The sequence below is a fragment of the Actinomadura sp. NTSP31 genome, from assembly GCF_041951385.1.
Taxonomy (GTDB): Bacteria; Actinomycetota; Actinomycetes; order Streptosporangiales; family Streptosporangiaceae; genus Spirillospora; species Spirillospora napierensis.
In genome coordinates, this window is sequence record NZ_JBGNUT010000005.1 from 419,036 (window position 1) to 435,722 (window position 16,687).

A 16,687-nucleotide genomic window follows, 5' to 3' on the forward strand; every position below is an offset into this window, starting at 1 on the left:
TCTGCGGCGGGGCCGGGACGGGCGGGAGAGGAGCGTTCGTCGTGGGAGAGCCGCTCCCTGGATGGGCGGCCGGCCGCGAGGGACGATGGAGGCATGGAACGTGAGCAGCTCGCCGATTTCCTGCGTCGCCGCCGCGAGGCGATCCGGCCGGGCGAGGTGGGCCTGGCCGATGGTCCTCGCCGCCGCATCGCCGGCCTGCGCCGGGAGGAGGTGGCGATGCTGGCCGGCGTTTCGGTGGATTACGTCGTCCGCCTTGAGCAGGGCCGCAGCAGCCGGCCCTCGCCGCAGCTGCTCGGCGCGCTGGCCCGCGCGTTGCGCCTGTCCGACGACGAGCGCGACCATCTGTTCCACCTGTCCGGCCATCGGCCGCCGCCGTCGGACGCGGTGGCCGGCCTGGCCCGCGCCGGGCTGGTGCACATGCTCGACCTGCTCAGCGATACCCCGGCGCTGGTGATGTCCGATCTGGGCGAGGTCCTGGCGCAGAACCGGGCGGCCGTGCTGTTGACCGGCGACCACACCCGTTTCACCGGCGACCGCCGCTACGTCGCCTATCGCTGGTTCACCGAACCCGCCGCCCGCGCCGTCTCCCTGCCCGACGAGCACGACCACTACTCCCGGCAGCTGGTGGCCGACCTGCGCGCGGTCGCCGGGCGCCGCGCCGGTGACGGCGCCGTCACCGGGCTGGTCGGCCGCCTGCGGTCCGCCAGCGCCGAGTTCCGGGGCCTGTGGGCCGAGCACGAGGTCGCGGTCCGCCGCGCCGACCGCAAGACCATGCTGCACCCGCGCGTCGGCCCTCTGCTGTTGAACTGCGAGACGCTGGTGACGCCCGACCAGCGCCAGCAGCTGCTGGTGCTCAGCCCGGCGGACGCCGAGACCCGCGAGCGGCTGGATCTGCTGCGGGTGCTCGGCATCGAGGAGTTCCCGACGGGGGACGCGCCCGTGCCGGAGGGCCGCGAGAGCGCGTGACCGCGCCGGATGTCGGACGGGGCGGGCATCATGGCGGGCATGACCTTCCAAGCGAGCGGCGCCTTCGACATCGACGCGTGGGAAGCCGAGAAGCCGTACGACGAGCAGGCCGGCAACAAGCTGACCCGGGTGCACGTCCGCAAGACGTTCCACGGCGATCTCGTCGGGACGAGCAGCAGCGAGCTGATCACGGTGGAGTCGGCGGCCGGGCCGGTGGCGTACGTGGGGATCGAGCACGTCCAGGGCATCCTGCACGGCCGGGAGGGGACGTTCGTGCTGCAGCACAGCGCGGGCACCGAGGACGGGACGCCCGGCACGCAGTGGCTGCGCTGGCTGATCGTGCCGACGTCCGGGACCGGGGAGCTGGCGGGGATCCGCGGCGTCGGGCAGATCACGGTGTCCGGCGAAGGGCGCCACACCTGGACGCTGGAGTACACGCTCGGCTGACCGCGCGGGCCCGGCCGGTAATCTTTCGGCCATGCCCCCGGTCAGTACCGACGCCACCCGTGAGCGGATCATCGACGCCGCCGAGGCGTGCTTCTCCCGGTTCGGCGTGGCCAAGACCACGGTGGAGGACATCGCGGCGGCGGCGAAGCTGTCGCGGGCGACGGTGTACCGGGCGGTCAGCGGCGGGCGGGACGAGCTGATCCTCGCGGTCGTGGTGCGCGACCTGCACCGGTTCCTGGACCGGCTCGCGGTGCGGCTGCGCAGCGAGCGGTCGGTGCCGGAGGCGATCGTCGAGGGCACGATGGACGCGGTGGAGTACGTCCGCGACGAGCCGGCGATCGCGCATTTCCTGGTGCCGGAGGCGGCGGGGCACATGCAGGCGGCGGTGGCGGGCGCGGCGGAGCACGTGCTGGCGCTGTGCTGCGACTACGTGCGGCCCTACTTCGAGCAGGCGCAGCGGCAGCGGACGCTGCGTCCCGACATCGAGGTGGAGGGGACGGTGGAGTTCCTGTTCCGGATCATCACGTCCCTGATCGTGATGGACCGGCGGCGCGAGCCCGACGAGTTGCGCCGCTTCCTGCGCACCTACGTGGTGCCGGGCATCGTGGGACCGTGACGCGTCCGGACTGACGAGACGGTAGCTTTCAAGGATCGGACGGGGCGGCTGACCGGAAGGGGTCGGGGCGATGGTTGCGGACTTCACGAGGCGGAGTCGGTCGGCGGTGCGGCCGAGCCCGGTGTTCCTCGTGATCGTGGCGGCCGCCGTCGTCTGCGGGCTGATCGCCTGGCGGTACGGGGACAACCCCGCCAAGCAGGCGCGGATCGCGCTGTTCGGGTTCGTGATCGCGGCGTGGATGGTGTCGCTGTGCGTGCACGAGTTCGGGCACGCCTACATCGCGTACCGGTCCGGGGACCGCAGCGTGGTCGCCAAGGGGTACCTGACGCTGAACCCGGCGAAGTACTCCGACGTGCTGCTCAGCTTCCTGATCCCGGTGGTGTTCATCCTGCTCGGCGGGATCGGCCTGCCGGGCGGTGCGGTGTGGATCGAGCGGCACCGGATCCCGGGGCGGCTGCGGCACAGCCTGGTGTCGGCGGCGGGCCCGCTGTCGAACGCCATCTTCGCGATCATGCTCGCGGTGATCTACAAGAACTTCGCCGCGCAGGGCCACGGGGTGTTCTGGCTGGGCCTGGCGTTCCTGGCGTTCCTGCAGGTCACCGCGGCGCTGCTGAACCTGCTGCCGATCCCCGGGCTGGACGGGTTCGGCATCGTCGAGCCGTACCTGCCGCGCCGTTTCGTCGACCAGGTCAGCGGTTACGGCGGCTACGTGTTCCTGGTGCTGATCGCGCTGCTGTGGATCGAGCCGGTCAACCGGGGCTTCTTCCACCTGATCTACCACATCACCGACGCGCTCGGGATCGGCGCCCTTCCCATCGAGGCGGGCCACTCGCTCTTCATGTTCTGGCAGAGCTGAGGCCGCCTCGCCCACGGCCGCCTACGGCTCCTCGTCGGGCTCCGCGCGGCCGGTGTGGCGGCAGCCCGCGAGGTGGCGGACGATCCGCCGGAGCTGCTCGGTGTAGCGCTCCCGGAACTCCGGTGAGTCGGGGCTGAGCCCGTACACCCGGTGGACCATCTGGGGCAGCACGACGGGCGCGGCCACCGACGCCATCATCACCATCATCACCGCGGCGGGGTCGAGGTCGTCCGCCAGTTCCCCCTCGGCCTGCCGGCGTTCCAGTTCCGAGAGGTCCTCGCGTTCCGTCGGCGGCCGGTCGGCGGGCGGGTCCTCGGTGAGCCCGCGCCAGGCGGACAGCCGGGTGCCGCGCGGGTCGTCGAAGGCGTGCCGCAGGTAGCGGGCCACGACCTCGTCGAGGCCGACGGCGGGGTCGTTGATCGCGGCCTCGAGCTCCTGCCAGCTGCGGCCGAGCTCGCGGTACAGGCCCTGCTTGCCGCCGAAGTAGTAGTTGATCAGCTGCTTGTTCACCCCGGCGCGGTCGGCGATGTCCTGCACCCGGGCGCCCGCGTAGCCCTTGGCCGCGAACTCCTCCATGGCCGCGTCGAGCAGCAGCCGCCGCGAACGCTCGGCGTCGAGCTTGCGTTCGCCGGGGGCGGGCGCGCGCCGCGGCCGCCTCGTCTCCTCCGTCACCCGGCTCATGCTACCGCCCGGCTGACGTCGTCATACACCCGGCTGGTTGACGCCTTCATCCATTTGGTTGAAGATGGGTGCGCGCCACCACCCCGCGCACCACCATCCGGAACCCACCCGAAAGAGAACGAACGATGATCCTTGTCACCGGAGCCACCGGGAACGTCGGCCGCCATCTCGTCGGCGAGCTGCTCTGCGCGGACGCCAAGGTCCGCGCGCTGACCCGCGACCCGGCCACCGCGCGGCTGCCCCGCGAGGCCGAGGTCGCCCGCACCGACGAGATGCCCCTGGACGGCGTCACGTCGCTCTTCCTCAACCCGGCCGTGTTCTGGAACGGCCTCGGCGACCTGCTGGAGCGCGCCCGCGACCACGGCGTCCGGCGCGTGGTCCTGCTGTCGTCGGCCGCCGCGCTGGACGACGACCCCCGCAACGTGGTCGGCGCCCACCACCTGGAGATCGAGCGGGCGATCGAGGAGACCGGCCTGGAGTGGACGTTCGTGCGCCCGGGCGAGTTCGCGACCAACGCGCTGGCCTGGGCGGAGACGATCCGCGCGGGCGAGCCGGTGCGCGAGCCGTACGCCGCCGCCCGCACCGCGCCGATCCACGAGCGCGACATCGCCGCGGTCGCCGCCCGCGCCCTGCTGTCGGACGGCCTCGCCGGCGCGAAGCCGGTGCTCAGCGGGCCCGAGGCCCTCACCCACCCGCGGATGGTCGAGATCATCGGCGCCGCCGCCGGGATCCCGGCCCGGTTCGAGGAGATCCCGCCCGAGCAGGCGCGGGCGGAGATGCTCGGCCGCCCGTACATGCGCGAGGGCCTGGTCGACGCGCTCCTGCGCATGCGCGCCGAGGCGGTGGAGCGCGACGTCGAGATCTCCCCGGAGGTCGAGCGCATCACCGGCCGTCCGGCCCGCACGTTCGCCGAGTGGGCCGCGGACCACTTCTGACGGCGGCTCCGCGGCCGCCCCCTTACCCGGAGGCTCCGCGACGTACGGCCGGGCAGGCCCCCGCTCTGCCCGGCCGTACGCGCGTCAGCCGCCGGCGCCCGCCCCAGCACCCGCCCCGGGGCGGCGCTCCTCGTACTGCTTGCGGGCCCAGACGAACCAGTCGCGGCGCATGGCCATGAAGCGCTTGCCGTACTCCATGGTCAGCCGGCCGTTGCCGGTGAGCCCGCCCTCCTCCTCCCACGGGACGACCTCCTCCAGCCGGGCCAGCTCGTCGAGCCGCCCGGAAAGGGCGTCGATCATCCGGTCCAGGTAGCCGAGGGCCTCCTCGCGGTCGAGCTGGTCGAGGAAGAAGACCCGCAGCATGACCTCGTCGCGGCGGTGCGGCTTCGGCTCGGTCTCCACCAGCCAGTGGCGCAGCTCCGCCTGCCCCGCATCGGTGATCGCGTACTCCTTGCGGCCGCGCGGCCCCGCGGCGGAGACCTCGATCAGCCCGGTGTCGGTGAGCTTGCCGAGCTCGCCGTAGAGCTGGCTCTGGGTCGCCTGCCAGACCGTCCCGAGGGATATCTCGAACACCTTCAGCAGGTCGTATCCGCTGGCGCCGTCCAGCTCGGCGATCAGTCCCAGCAGCGCGTGTCGCAGGCTCATACCTTGATTGTGACATGTCGATGTTGACATGTCGAATATGCACGTCTAGATTCTGACCTGTCGAAATTGGAATGTCGCTCCCGATGAGAGGCTCGCGCCATGCTGGTGTACTACGTCCGGACCTTCCTCCCGTGGATCCTGCTCGCCGTCATCAGCGGCTGGAGCGACCAGGCGGGCGCGCTGGCCGGCCTCGCCGCGGCACTCGTGCTGCTCGCCGGCGACCTGCGCAAGGGCAACCGGCTCGAGTCGCTGGTCCTCGAACTGTCCACCATCGTCTTCATGGCGCTGCTGACCGCGCTCGCCTTCGCCGCCCCCCACGCCGCCGTGATGGACTACGGCGCGTCCATGTCGATCGGCTGGCTCGGCCTCACCGCCTGGGGCACCCTCCTCATCGGACGGCCCTTCACCCGGGGCGTCGCCCGCCGCGACGTCGACGCGGAGATCGCCGCGACCGACCTGTTCAAGCGGATCACCACGGTCATCGCCGCCGTCTGGGCCGTCAGCTTCACCGTCATGGCGCTCGTGCTCGCCGACGTCCAGCACACCGCCCCGCACGACACCGCGCTGCTCGTCGGCGTCAAGATCGCCGGCTTCACCATCCCGGCCGTCTTCACCGCCCGCTACCCCGAGATCGCGCAGAAGCGGTACTTCGCCCGCCACGGCATCGACCGCGAGATCGCCCGATGACCGCGCCGACCGAGACCGCCTGGCTGGAGGGGCGCCTCGCCCCCGTCCCGGACGAGATCGACGCCACCGGCCTGGAGGTCACCGGCGCGCTGCCGCCCGAGCTGACCGGCCGCTACTTCCGCAACGGCCCGAACCCGCGGCCCGGCCGTCCGAGCGGCCACTGGTTCACCGGCCCCGGGATGATCCACGGCGTGCGGCTGCGCGGCGGCCGCGCCGAGTGGTACCGCAACCGCTGGGTGCGCACCAGGACGTTCACCGACGAGGGCGCCCGGTTCGTGGGGGACGACGGGACGCTCGACTTCACCGCCGTCCCCGCCAACACCCATGTGGTCCCGCACGGCGACCGGATCCTCGCGCTGGTCGAGATCGGCCTCCCCTACGAGATGACGCCCGAGATCGGCACGGTCGGCCCGTGCGACTTCGGCGGGACGCTGACCACCGCGATGACCGCGCACCCCAAGCGGGACCCGCTGACCGGCGAGTTGCTGTTCTTCGGCTACGGCGTGTTCCCGCCGTACCTGACCTACCACCGGCTGTCGGCGGACGGGTCGCGGGTCGTGGAGAGCCGGGAGATCGAGGTGCCCGGCCCGACGATGATGCACGACTTCGCGATCACCGAGCACCACGTGATCTGGCTCGACCTGCCCGTCGTGTTCGACCTGGACCTGGCGGTGAAGGGCCGCGGCATGCCGTTCCGCTGGGACGACGCCTACGGCGCCCGGCTCGGCGTCATGCCGCGCGACGCGGCGGGCGAGGTCCGCTGGTTCGAGATCGACCCGTGCTACGTCTTCCACGTCGGCAACGCGCACGAGGACGACGCGGGCCGGATCGTGCTGGACGGCGTCCGCTACCGGCCCGAGGAGTTCGCCGCCAGCTGGAAGGAGATCGGCGGTTCGGCGAACCCGGCGCAGGACGCGGCCGACTCCGACACCGCGCACCTGTACCAGTGGACGCTGGATCCCGCGACCGGACGGGTCACCGAAGAGCAACTCGACGACCGCGCCGTGGAGTTCCCGACCCACGACGACGCCCGGACGGGCCTGCGGCACCGGTACCTGTACACGGTGGCAGGGAACGCGGTCGTGAAGTACGACCTGCGCGACGGCTCGTCGTCGGCGCGGGAGTTCGGGGACGGCGCGTCCGTGGGCGAGGCGGTGTTCGTCCCGGCGGAGGGCGCCCGCGCGGAGGACGAGGGCTGGCTGCTGTCGATCGTCTCCGGCGCGTCCTCGGCCGAGCTGCTCGTCCTGGACGCGGCGGACCTGTCACGGACGGCGAGCGTGCGGCTCCCCCGGCGGGTACCTGCGGGTTTCCACGGGAGCTGGATTCCGGACGCGTGACGGGGACACCCGGCCGCCTAGAGTGATTTACTAGCGAGTACCCATCTGCAAGTGAACACTTACCAGGCTCCTCCCGGGAGGTTCCGCATGTCCGTGGCCACGGAGAGCACCGAGACGTTCGCGTCCCTGAACCCGGCCACCGGCGAGGTCGTCGCCGAGCACCCCGTGCACGACGACGCCGCCGTCGCCGCGGCCCTCGGCCGGGCCCGCGAGGCCGCCGGCTGGTGGCGCGCCCTCGGCTGGAAGGAGCGCCGCCTGCGGCTGCTGAACGTCAAGGGCGCGCTCACCCGCAACCTCAACCGGATGGCCGAGCTCATCCACCAGGAGACCGGCAAGCCGGTCCAGGACGCCCAGCTCGAGACGATCATGGCGATCTCGCACCTGGACTGGGCCGCCCGCAACGCCCGCAAGGTGCTCGGGCCGCGCACCGTCTACCCCGGCCTGATGGCGATCAACCAGCGCTGCGAGCTGGAGTACCAGCCGCTCGGCGTGGTCGGCGTCATCGGCCCGTGGAACTACCCGATCTTCACCCCGATGGGCTCCATCGCCTACGCGCTCGCCGCCGGCAACGCCGTGGTGTTCAAGCCGTCGGAGTTCACCCCCGGCGTCGGGCTGCTGCTCGCCGAGCTGGTCGAGGGCGTCGTCCCCGAGCACCCGGTCCTGCAGGTCGTCACCGGCCTCGGCGCGACCGGCGCCGCGCTCGCCGCGTCCCCGGACGTCGACAAGATCGCCTTCACCGGGTCCGGCCGCACCGCCAAGCGGGTGATGGCCGCCTGCGCCGAGAACCTCACCCCGATCGTCGCCGAGTGCGGCGGCAAGGACGCCTGCATCGTCGACTCCGACGCCGACCTCGACGCCGCCGCCGACGCCGCGCTGTGGGGCGCGATGTCCAACGCCGGCCAGACCTGCATCGGCGTCGAGCGGATCTACGTGGTGGACGACGCCTACGACCGCTTCCTCGGCAAGCTCACCGAGAAGGCCAAGGACCTGCGGCCCGGCTTCGACCGCGAGGCCGCCTACGGCCCGATCACCATGCCGGGCCAGCTCGACATCATCGAGCGGCACATCAAGGACGCCCTGGACAAGGGCGGCAAGGCCGTCGTCGGCGGCGCCGAGTCGGTCCGCAAGCCCTACGTCGAGCCGGTGGTGCTCACCGACGTGCCGGACGACTCGTCCGCCGTCTCCGAGGAGACCTTCGGCCCGACGATCACCGTGCACCGCGTCCGGGACCTGGACGAGGCCGTCGAGAAGGCCAACGCGAGCACCTACGGCCTCGCCGGGACGATCTTCTCCGGCAGCCGGTCCCGCGCGATGGACGCCGCCCGCCGGATGCGCTCGGGCATGACGTCCATCAACGCGTTCGCCGCGTTCGCGCAGGTCGCGGCGCTGCCGTTCGGCGGGGTCGGCGAGTCGGGGTTCGGCCGCATCCACGGCGCGGACGGGCTGCGCGAGTTCGCCCGGCCGAAGGCCATCACCCGGCAGCGGTTCGCCACGATGAACCTGACCTCGTTCGGCCGCACCGAGAAGGAGATGGCCCGGGTCCTCGGCCTGATCAACATGATCCACGGCCGCCGCTACAAGCGCTAAGGCCGCGGCGGCGCCCGCCTCGCGGGGGCGCCGCATGAGTAAGGCGCCCGCCTCGCGGGGGCGTCGCGTAGGTGCGGCGCCCGCCGCGTGCGGGCGCCGCTCATACGCCGCCGGGTCAGGCGACGGTGAAGCCGCCGTCCACGGGCAGGATCGTGCCGGTCACGTAGGACGCGCCGACGAGGTAGGCGATCGCCTCGGCGACGTCCTCGGCGGTCCCGACCCGCTTGACCGCCAGGCCCCCGGCGGCCTCGGCGAACTGCGCCTCCCGCCGCCCGTCCGGCAGGAACGACCACCACGGGGTGTCGACCACGCCGGGCGCCACCGCGTTCACCCGGACCGGCGACAGCTCGGCGGCCAGCGGCGACACGATCCGCTCGATCGCCCCGTTCACCGCGGCGAGCGCGGTCGTCCCCGGCAGGCCCGCGCGGGCGGACGCCGCCGACACGAAGGTGATCGAACCGGTCGCCTTCGCATGCCGGATCGCCGACAGGTACGGGAACAGCTTCCCGTCGAACGCGGCCCGGACGTCGGCCAGCTCCGTCTGCCCGATCGGCCCCATGCCCACGGCGCCGGGGCTGAAGGCGAGCACCAGGTGGTCGAACGCGCCGGTGCGCTCGAAGAACGCGGCGACCGCGCGCTCGTCGGTCCCGTCGACCCGTTCCGCGGTCGCGGACTTCACCGCGGCGAACTTCTCCGGGTCCCGGCCGGTGACGGTCACCTCGGCGCCCCGCTCCGCCAGCAGCCCGGCGGTCGCCAGCCCGATCCCGGACGTGCCGCCCATGATCACAACGCGCATCCCGCGCCTCCGCTTCCGAATTTCAAGACGTGACGTCTCGATACTAATTCGAGACTCCGCGTCTTGTAAACTGCCCGGATGGGACGGCCACGCAGCGAGACGGCACGGCGCGCGATCCTCGACGCCGCGATGAGCGGGCTCCAGGAGCACGGCTACGCCGCCCTCACCATGCAGGGCATCGCCGCGGCCGCCGGCGTCGGCAAGCAGACGATCTACCGCTGGTGGCCGTCCAAGGCCGACGTCGTCCTCGACGGCCTGGTGGAGCTGGCCGACGAGCGCATCGCCGTCCCCGACACCGGCTCCCTCCCCGGCGACCTGACCGAGTTCCTCGCCGCGACGTTCCGGCAGCGCGGCCAGCGGCCCGTCCTCATCGGGCTGATGGCCGAGGCGCTGCTCGACCCGGCGTTCGCCAGGGCGTTCCGCGACCGGTTCCTGTTCGCCCGCCGCGCCGCGCTCCGGCAGGTCCTCGACCGCGCCGCCGAGCGCGGCGAGATCGCCGCCGGCATCGACCCCGAGCTGCTGATCGACGTCGTCTACGGCGTGCTGTGGTACCGCCTCATGCTCGACCACGCGCCGCTGGACGAGGCGGCCGGCCGGCAGCTCACCGACCTGCTCGTCCGCACCGTTTCCTGAGGCGGGGACCCGCTCCCCTAAGGCGGCTGAGGCCCTTCACCGCGCGCCCTAAGGCGGCTGAGCCGCAGGCGCGCCGAACTAAGGCGTCCTAAGCCCTGCGAATAGGGCGTCGTCCCGATGTGGCCCCCCACGCCTTAGCGCGAACCTTTAGATGTCGGGCCAGGAAGGCCCGGCGGACACGAGGAGCAGGACATGTTCAGCATGGAGATCAGCAGGGGACTCATCGCCGACCGCGTACGCGAGCGGCAGGCCGAGGCCCGCAACGCGCGCCGCGCCCGGTTCGTCAAGGCGCTCAAGCGCTGACACGCGAACCATCCAGAACCGTCCAGAACCATCCGGAACGAAGGAGCCAGCCATGATTAACTACGAGTTCGCCAAGGTAGCCGGAGAGGACCGGGCGCGCAGGCTGCGGGCCGAGGCCCGCGAGACGCGCCGCGCCGCCCGCCTCGTCAAGGCCCTCAAGCGGTGAGCCCCTCACCCTGTCCCCCACGGCCGACGCCCCCGTCACACGACGGGGGCGTTCTCCTTTCTCCGGGTCGGTCCCACCGACCGAGGAGACCTCAGCGGCCTGCGGGGCGGAGGGGGGTGCGGCCTCGGATGAGGTCGGCGGCGCGCTCGGCGATCGCGATGGTGGGGGCGTTGGTGTTGCCGCGCGGCACCGCCGGCATGACGGAGGCGTCCACGACGCGCAGGCCCTCGACGCCGCGGACGCGCAGCTCGGGGTCGCAGACGGCGTCGTCCGAGCCGCCCATCGCGCAGGTGCTCGTGGGGTGGAACAGCGTGGCGCACTCACGGCGGACGAACGCGGCGACGTCCTCGTCGTCCTGGACCTGCTCGCCGGGCGCGTACTCGCCGCCGACCAGCAGGCCGAGCGGGCCGTCGGCGGCGATCGCGCGGGCCCGCCGGACGCCCGCGACCAGCACGTCCAGGTCGGCCTTGTCCGCGAGGTACGCGGGGTCGATCAGCGGCTTGGCATGCGGGCTGGCGGACCGCAGCGTCAGCGACCCCCGGCTCGCCACGGCGATCGCGGTGACCAGGACCGACAGCAGCCGCCGCGACGGCTCGACCAGCCCCTGGTCGACGAACGGGGTCGGCAGCACGTGGAACTGCAGGTCGGGCGCGGGCAGCCCGTCGACCGTCCGGACGAACCCGCCCGCCTCGGCGAGGTTGGACGCGTACGGGCCGCGCGCGAGCGCGGTGTAGAGCGCGAACGCGCGGGCGTTCGCCAGCTCCCACAGCCCCTTGGTGTGCGGGGTCGCGAACATGACGTTGACGAACGGGTGGTCCTGCAGACCCTGCCCGACCGGGGAGTCGGCGACCACGTCGATGCCGTGCGCGCGCAGGTGGTCCGCGGGGCCGACGCCCGACAGCATCAGCAGCTGCGGGCTGTTCACCGCGCCGCCGGACAGGATCACCTCGGAGCCGGCGCGCGCCTCGACGGTCTCGCCGCGCGCCTCGTACCGGACGCCCGCCGCGCGGCCGTCCTCGATCAGGACGCGGGTGACCAGGGCGTCGGTGACGACGGTCAGGTTGGGCCGCCGCAGCGCCGGACGCAGGTAGCCGGCGGCGGCCGACCAGCGCCTCCCGCGCCGCTGGGTGACCTGGTAGAAGCCGACGCCGTCCTGGTCGGCGCCGTTGAAGTCGGGGTTCGCGGCCAGCCCGGACGCCTTCGCCGACTGCACCCACGCCTGCGTCAGCGGGTGCTTGTAGCGCAGGTCCTCGACGCGCAGCGGGCCGCCGGTGCCGTGGTAGGGGGTCGCGATGCGCTGCTGGTCCTCGGCGCGGCGGAAGTAGGGCAGCAGGTCCTCGTAGCCCCAGCCGTCGCAGCCGTAGGCGTCCCGCCAGGTGTCGTAGTCGTACCGGTTGCCGCGAATGTAGATCATCGCGTTGGTCGACGAGCTGCCGCCGAGGGTGCGGCCGCGCGGCCAGTACACCGCGCGCCCGGCGGCGTGCTCCTGCGGGACGGTCGTGTAGTCCCAGTCGTACGGGCCCTTGATCAGGCTCGCGACCGCCGCCGGGATGTGGATCTCCGGCGCGCCGTCGGGCGGTCCGGCCTCCAGCAGCAGCACCTTCGCCGCCGGGTCCTGCGACAGCCGGGCGGCCAGCACGCAGCCGGCACTGCCCGCACCGACGATCACGTAGTCGTACACGGAACGAACACTACCGAACGGTTTTCCAACGTCACCGGGCCGTCCGGCCCCGGCGGGCGGCGCCGCCCGCGCGGCCCGGCGCTAGTGTGACGGCCATGGCGAAGAACAGGGAGACCCCCGTCGTCCTCTCGCGGATCTACACCCGGACCGGCGACGACGGCAGCACCGCGCTCGGCGACGCGTCCCGGACGAGCAAGACCGACCCGCGCCTGGCCGCCTACGCCGACGTGGAGGAGGCCAACGCCGCGATCGGGGTGGCCCTGACGCTGGGCGATCTGCCCGACGAGCTGAGGGCGCTGCTGACCCGCGTCCAGAACGAGATGTTCGACGTGGGGGCCGACCTGTGCGCGCCGGTGGTGCCCGACCCGGAGTACCCGCCGCTGCGCGTCGACCCGTCCTACATCGAGCGCCTCGAGGCGGCCTGCGACGAGCACAACGCCGCCCTGGAGCCGCTGCGCAGCTTCATCCTGCCCGGCGGCACTCCCGGCGCGGCGCTGCTGCACGTCGCGCGGACGGTGACGCGGCGCGCCGAGCGATCCGCGTGGGCGGCGATCGAGGCGCACGGCGCCGCCCCCGTCGGCGCATCGGGCGGCGGCCCGGAGGCCCCCGAGCGGGGCGTCAACCCGCTCACCGCCGCCTACCTCAACCGGCTGTCGGACCTGCTGTTCATCCTGTGCCGCGTCGCGAACGCCGGCCACGGCGACGTGCTCTGGAAGCCGGGCGGCGAACGCTGAACCGGGGCGGGGTGGGGTTAGCCCCACCCCGGGAACGCCGGTCCGCCTCCTGTCGGCGCGGCCCGCCGCACGGCAGGCTGTCCGGTGACGGGGGTGCGAGGCGAGCGGCGGGGAGAGACGCGACGTGAGGACTCTGGCAGGAGCGGCGGCGCTGGCCGGCTCGGCGGTGCTGGCGGGAGCGGCCGTGACGGGCTGCGGGCTCAGCTTCAGCCGCCACACCGAGGAGCGCTCCTACACCGCGCCGGCCGGCGTCGGCGCGCTGAAGGTGGCGCCGGGCGACGGGTCGGTGCAGATCACCGCCTCCGACTCCCCCGGCATCAAGGTCACCGAGCACCTGCGCTGGTCCAACGACCGCAACAAGCCCCGGCCGCGGCACCGGGTCGACGGGCGGACGCTGTCGCTGTCGGCGAAGTGCGGGAACAGCGTGATCGGCTCCAACCCGTGCCGGATCTCCTACCGGATCCAGGTGCCGCGCGCCGCGGCCGTCGAGGTGCGCGGCGACGCCGGGCCGATCAGGGTCAGCGGCCTGGCCGGGACGGTGCGGCTGCACGCCGACAACGGCTCGGTCACCGCGACCGACCTGCGCACGTCCTCGGCGACGCTCAGCGCGGACTCGGGGAACGTGCGGGTGTCGGGCCGCGCCGACAGTGCCGACCTGCGCACCGACGCCGGGTCGATCACCGCGACCGGCCTGGCGTCCGGCCGGCTGACGGCCCGCTCCGGCGCCGGTTCGATCACGGTCGGCCTGGCCGCGCCGCCGAGCACCGTCCGGGCCACCACCGACAACGGCGATGTCCGGCTGCGGCTGCCCGCCGCCCAGCCCTACGCGATCGCACTGTCCACCGACACCGGCGGCAAGCGGGTCGACCCCGGCATCCACCGGGACCCGGCGTCGCCCCGGCGCATCACGGTCACGACCGGCAGCGGCGCGATCTCGATCAAGCCCGCCTGAGCCGGCCTCGCGGCCTCAGCGGAGCAGGTACGGGCCCTGCCGTTCGGGACGGTACGGGCCCGCGGGAACGGCCGCGACGCGCGCCGCCCCGTTCACCGGGAGCGTGCTGGCGGCCAGCCGCTGCGTCGCGTGGGCGACACCGTCGACGTTGGTGTCGAGCAGCTTGAGGTCGACGTTCTTCATCCGGTCGCACTTGGCGTGGTAGCACGGGTCGTACGCCTTGCCGGCCGTCCCGCCGTACGCCTTGGCCTCCGCCGCCGTCTTGACGCCCTCCGCGCCGGTCTCGATGCCGCCGGACGGGATGCCCTTCTCGACGAACGGCCCGTAGTCCGAGCGGCCGTCGAACGGCGACTGGGTCACCGGCAGGTGCCGCCCGGCGAAGTAGTCCCGGAAGATCTTCTCGATCGCCCCGGACCCGGCCGGCGGGACGGTGCCGGCGTGCGAGGAGTGGTCGCCGTCGTAGACGGCGCGGGTGCCGTTCGGCGAGCCGAGCATGTCGAAGTTCAGGTCCAGCGCGATCTTGCCGCGGTCGGCGGCGCTCAGCGTCCGCACGTAGTGCGCGGACCCCACGAGGCCCTCCTCCTCGGCCCCCCACCAGGCGAAACGCACCCGGTTGCGCAGGTCCGCGGCGGGCAGCTTGCCGATCTTCTCCGCGACCGCCAGCAGCGCCGCCGCGCCCGTCGCGTTGTCGTTGATCCCCGGCCCGTCGGGGACGCTGTCCAGGTGCGCGCCGGCCACCACCACGTTGCCGGCCCGGCCCCGCTTCGTGTCGGCGATGACGTTGCTCGCCGACCGCGTCCCGTGCACGGTGTCGGTCCGCACCCGCAGCTTCAGGCCGCCCTTCTTCGCGGCCCTCGCCAGCTCCGACCCCGCCTTGAAGGACGGGCCCACCACCGGGATCGGCGCGACCTTCTCCACCGTCCCGTTCACCGGGCCCTTCTCGCCCGGCCGGTTGAAGATCACCGCGGCGGCGGCGCCCGCCGCCCGCGCCTTGGCGACCTTCGTGGAGAACCCGCACGTCCCGCGCTGCATCAGCGCGATCGACCCCTTGCGGAAGCCCGCGAAGTCGCCGCTCTCGCAGCCGCTCGTCCCCTCGCCGGACGCGGGGAGGTCCACCGCCGCGACCGGCGCGGTCACATCACCCGCGCCCGAGTACGCGAACGTCACGAAGTCCGTGCCCACCTTGTAGGACGCCTGGGTCGGCGCCGTCCGCGCCAGCGCCGGTGCCGAGCGCTCCCGCCAGTACGGGAACGTGAACCGCTGCACCTTCGGCGTGAACCCGGCCTGCTTCAACCGGCCCGCGACGTACCGGACGGACACCTTGAATCCCTGCCCGCCGACCGCGCGGTTCCCGCCGTTGTAGTCGGCGATCTCCTGGAAGGCGTTCAGGTGCCGCTGGACGTCCTTCAGCGTGACCAGCGCCGCCAGGTCGGGGCCCGCCGGCGCGCCGGACACGGCGGCGGCCTGCGCCCCCGGGACGGCGGCGGCCGACAGCGCCACGGCGGCGCCGGTGAAGAGCTTGCGCACGTGCACTCCTGCGGAGACGGGAACGGAGCTGTGACCAGGGCCGATCATGATCCCGGGGCCCGCCCGCCGCAAGGATCGCCGGAGCGACCCGGCCGTTTCGATACCGCCGCCTTACCGTCCGCACGCCAACCCGCGGCCGATCCGCCGCCCACCCCCGCCGGCGCCCGCGCGCCCGGCACACGCGCCCAGCGCCCGCGCGCCCGGCGCCGCACCGGACGGGTCACTCCGGCGGGTGCACGTCCACCGGGAAACCGGGCGGCGCCGCCTCCAGCCAGGCCAGGAACCCGGTCAGCGCCGCCGCGCCCATCGCCAGCTCCACCACCCGCGCGCCGTCGCGCACCTCGATCACGCTCACGTCCGGCAGCAGCCCGTCCGCCTCGTCCGGTCCCGGCGTCCGCCGGTTGGACACGACGAGGCCCCGGCGGTGGATCACCTGCCGGGGCCTTCTGCGGAAACCGAACACGCGGTGCCAGTGCAGCTCGTCGCCCCGGTACCGGCCGATACCGAGGCGCCACACTCCCGGCGCGGCGTCCGGGCCCGCGCCGTCGCCGGGCATCGTGCGCAGGCTGCACTCCACGGTGCCGCCGCCGCGGACGAACAGCCAGCGGCGCACGGCCATCGTCACGAACACGAGCGCCACCACCAGGACGAACCCGGCGAGCACCCCGCCCGCGTCAAGTGCCAGGTGCCCGCCCACGTCCCCCCGCCGTTCGCTCGATGCGAAAACTAGACCTCGATGCCCGCCGCGCGCAGCCGCGCCCGGGCCCGCCGCTCCGGCGTCGCGTCCTCGCCGTCGCCGGCCAGCGCGCTCTCCAGCGCCTGCCGGGCCTCCTGGACGTCGATCTCGTCGCCGACCTCGGCCTGCTCGGCCAGGATCGCGACCTCGTCGCCGGCGACGGAGAAGAACCCGCTGCCGACCATCGCGCTGACCCGCTCGCCGCCGTCGGCCGGCTCGATGGTCACCACGCTGCCGTCCAGCAGCACGCCCAGCACCGGGGCGTGGCCCGGCAGGATGCCGAGCGAGCCCTCGATGGTCTGCGCGACCACCGTCCTGGCCTCGCCGGACCAGATCTCGCGCTCCGGCGAGACCAGCCCGACCTTCAGGGTTGCCACGTCTCAATCCTCCGAATACTGGAGC

Annotated in this window: 18 protein-coding genes; 11 read left to right on the plus strand and 7 right to left on the minus strand. The window is 73.4% G+C overall.

Translation table 11 applies throughout. The features are described from left to right. Positions 1-93 precede the first annotated feature (93 nt). From ACA514_RS11705 to ACA514_RS11720, 4 genes are all read left to right on the plus strand, one after another. On the plus strand, positions 94-966 hold the full coding sequence (locus ACA514_RS11705) for a helix-turn-helix transcriptional regulator (protein ID WP_375041083.1): 873 nt from the start codon (positions 94-96) through the stop codon (positions 964-966). Positions 967-1,005: 39 nt separating this feature from the next. After that, complete coding sequence (locus ACA514_RS11710; protein ID WP_375041084.1) at positions 1,006-1,413, plus strand: DUF3224 domain-containing protein; 408 nt, start codon at positions 1,006-1,008, stop codon at positions 1,411-1,413. Between the two features lie 31 nt (positions 1,414-1,444). Next, on the plus strand, positions 1,445-2,029 hold the full coding sequence (locus ACA514_RS11715; protein ID WP_375041085.1) for a TetR/AcrR family transcriptional regulator: 585 nt from the start codon (positions 1,445-1,447) through the stop codon (positions 2,027-2,029). Between the two features lie 106 nt (positions 2,030-2,135). Beyond that, positions 2,136-2,885, plus strand: coding sequence for a site-2 protease family protein (locus ACA514_RS11720; protein WP_375041086.1), 750 nt, complete (start codon positions 2,136-2,138; stop codon positions 2,883-2,885). A 21-nt stretch (positions 2,886-2,906) separates the two neighbouring features. Here ACA514_RS11720 and ACA514_RS11725 read toward each other — a convergent pair whose 3' ends face one another. Continuing rightward, entirely contained in the window at positions 2,907-3,557 is a 651-nt protein-coding gene (locus ACA514_RS11725; RefSeq protein ID WP_375041087.1) for a TetR family transcriptional regulator, read from the minus strand. Between the two features lie 134 nt (positions 3,558-3,691). Here ACA514_RS11725 and ACA514_RS11730 point away from each other — a divergent pair, with 134 nt between their 5' ends. After that, complete coding sequence (locus tag ACA514_RS11730) at positions 3,692-4,501, plus strand: NAD(P)H-binding protein (RefSeq protein WP_375041088.1); 810 nt, start codon at positions 3,692-3,694, stop codon at positions 4,499-4,501. Between the two features lie 84 nt (positions 4,502-4,585). Here the strand turns inward: ACA514_RS11730 and ACA514_RS11735 are convergent, their stop codons facing one another. Beyond that, on the minus strand, positions 4,586-5,146 hold the full coding sequence (locus ACA514_RS11735) for a PadR family transcriptional regulator (RefSeq protein WP_375041089.1): 561 nt from the start codon (positions 5,144-5,146) through the stop codon (positions 4,586-4,588). 99 nt (positions 5,147-5,245) lie between these two features. Between ACA514_RS11735 and ACA514_RS11740 the strand changes: the two genes are divergently transcribed. From ACA514_RS11740 to ACA514_RS11750, 3 genes are all read left to right on the plus strand, one after another. Next, on the plus strand, positions 5,246-5,833 hold the full coding sequence (locus ACA514_RS11740; protein WP_375041090.1) for a hypothetical protein: 588 nt from the start codon (positions 5,246-5,248) through the stop codon (positions 5,831-5,833). Further along, the gene (locus tag ACA514_RS11745) at positions 5,830-7,170 is read left to right on the plus strand and encodes a carotenoid oxygenase family protein (RefSeq protein WP_375041091.1); all 1,341 of its coding nucleotides are present in this window, start codon (positions 5,830-5,832) and stop codon (positions 7,168-7,170) included. The genes ACA514_RS11740 and ACA514_RS11745 overlap by 4 nt, the downstream gene beginning before the upstream one ends. 87 nt (positions 7,171-7,257) lie before the next feature. Further along, positions 7,258-8,757: an aldehyde dehydrogenase family protein gene (locus tag ACA514_RS11750; protein ID WP_375041092.1), complete on the plus strand. Its 1,500-nt coding sequence runs from the start codon at positions 7,258-7,260 to the stop codon at positions 8,755-8,757. A gap of 115 nt (positions 8,758-8,872) precedes the next feature. Here ACA514_RS11750 and ACA514_RS11755 read toward each other — a convergent pair whose 3' ends face one another. Continuing rightward, positions 8,873-9,553: an SDR family oxidoreductase gene (locus ACA514_RS11755; RefSeq protein ID WP_375041093.1), complete on the minus strand. Its 681-nt coding sequence runs from the start codon at positions 9,551-9,553 to the stop codon at positions 8,873-8,875. A gap of 78 nt (positions 9,554-9,631) precedes the next feature. Here ACA514_RS11755 and ACA514_RS11760 point away from each other — a divergent pair, with 78 nt between their 5' ends. Then, a complete protein-coding gene (locus ACA514_RS11760; RefSeq protein WP_375041094.1) occupies positions 9,632-10,186 on the plus strand; it encodes a TetR/AcrR family transcriptional regulator in 555 nt (184 codons plus the stop codon). 560 nt (positions 10,187-10,746) lie between these two features. Here ACA514_RS11760 and ACA514_RS11765 read toward each other — a convergent pair. Next, positions 10,747-12,336 (minus strand): GMC family oxidoreductase, encoded by a 1,590-nt coding sequence (locus ACA514_RS11765; protein WP_375041095.1) that lies wholly within the window; start codon positions 12,334-12,336, stop codon positions 10,747-10,749. A 95-nt stretch (positions 12,337-12,431) separates the two neighbouring features. Between ACA514_RS11765 and ACA514_RS11770 the strand changes: the two genes are divergently transcribed. Together ACA514_RS11770 and ACA514_RS11775 are read left to right on the plus strand one after the other, a co-directional pair. Then, complete coding sequence (locus ACA514_RS11770; protein ID WP_375041096.1) at positions 12,432-13,070, plus strand: cob(I)yrinic acid a,c-diamide adenosyltransferase; 639 nt, start codon at positions 12,432-12,434, stop codon at positions 13,068-13,070. A 124-nt stretch (positions 13,071-13,194) separates the two neighbouring features. Continuing rightward, a complete protein-coding gene (locus ACA514_RS11775; RefSeq protein WP_375041097.1) occupies positions 13,195-14,022 on the plus strand; it encodes a DUF4097 domain-containing protein in 828 nt (275 codons plus the stop codon). Positions 14,023-14,037: 15 nt separating this feature from the next. Here the strand turns inward: ACA514_RS11775 and ACA514_RS11780 are convergent, their stop codons facing one another. The 3 genes from ACA514_RS11780 to ACA514_RS11790 form a co-directional block, all read right to left on the minus strand. After that, positions 14,038-15,549, minus strand: a complete 1,512-nt coding sequence (locus ACA514_RS11780; protein ID WP_375041098.1) for a M28 family peptidase — start codon at positions 15,547-15,549, stop codon at positions 14,038-14,040. A gap of 220 nt (positions 15,550-15,769) precedes the next feature. Then, the gene (locus tag ACA514_RS11785; RefSeq protein WP_375041099.1) at positions 15,770-16,246 is read right to left on the minus strand and encodes a DUF2550 domain-containing protein; all 477 of its coding nucleotides are present in this window, start codon (positions 16,244-16,246) and stop codon (positions 15,770-15,772) included. 29 nt (positions 16,247-16,275) lie between these two features. Next, the gene (locus ACA514_RS11790; protein WP_375041100.1) at positions 16,276-16,662 is read right to left on the minus strand and encodes a F0F1 ATP synthase subunit epsilon; all 387 of its coding nucleotides are present in this window, start codon (positions 16,660-16,662) and stop codon (positions 16,276-16,278) included. Positions 16,663-16,687 lie beyond the last annotated feature (25 nt).

Excerpts from the sequence above, each read along its gene's own strand:
- ACA514_RS11705 (WP_375041083.1), top strand. The coding sequence starts at position 94 with ATGGAACGTGAGCAGCTCGCCGATTTCCTGCGTCGCCGCCGCGAGGCG.
- ACA514_RS11710 (WP_375041084.1), top strand. The coding sequence starts at position 1,006 with ATGACCTTCCAAGCGAGCGGCGCCTTCGACATCGACGCGTGGGAAGCC.
- ACA514_RS11715 (WP_375041085.1), top strand. The coding sequence starts at position 1,445 with ATGCCCCCGGTCAGTACCGACGCCACCCGTGAGCGGATCATCGACGCC.
- ACA514_RS11730 (WP_375041088.1), top strand. The coding sequence starts at position 3,692 with ATGATCCTTGTCACCGGAGCCACCGGGAACGTCGGCCGCCATCTCGTC.
- ACA514_RS11735 (WP_375041089.1), bottom strand. The coding sequence starts at position 5,146 with ATGAGCCTGCGACACGCGCTGCTGGGACTGATCGCCGAGCTGGACGGC.
- ACA514_RS11740 (WP_375041090.1), top strand. The coding sequence starts at position 5,246 with ATGCTGGTGTACTACGTCCGGACCTTCCTCCCGTGGATCCTGCTCGCC.
- ACA514_RS11745 (WP_375041091.1), top strand. The coding sequence starts at position 5,830 with ATGACCGCGCCGACCGAGACCGCCTGGCTGGAGGGGCGCCTCGCCCCC.
- ACA514_RS11750 (WP_375041092.1), top strand. The coding sequence starts at position 7,258 with ATGTCCGTGGCCACGGAGAGCACCGAGACGTTCGCGTCCCTGAACCCG.
- ACA514_RS11755 (WP_375041093.1), bottom strand. The coding sequence starts at position 9,553 with ATGCGCGTTGTGATCATGGGCGGCACGTCCGGGATCGGGCTGGCGACC.
- ACA514_RS11760 (WP_375041094.1), top strand. The coding sequence starts at position 9,632 with ATGGGACGGCCACGCAGCGAGACGGCACGGCGCGCGATCCTCGACGCC.
- ACA514_RS11770 (WP_375041096.1), top strand. The coding sequence starts at position 12,432 with ATGGCGAAGAACAGGGAGACCCCCGTCGTCCTCTCGCGGATCTACACC.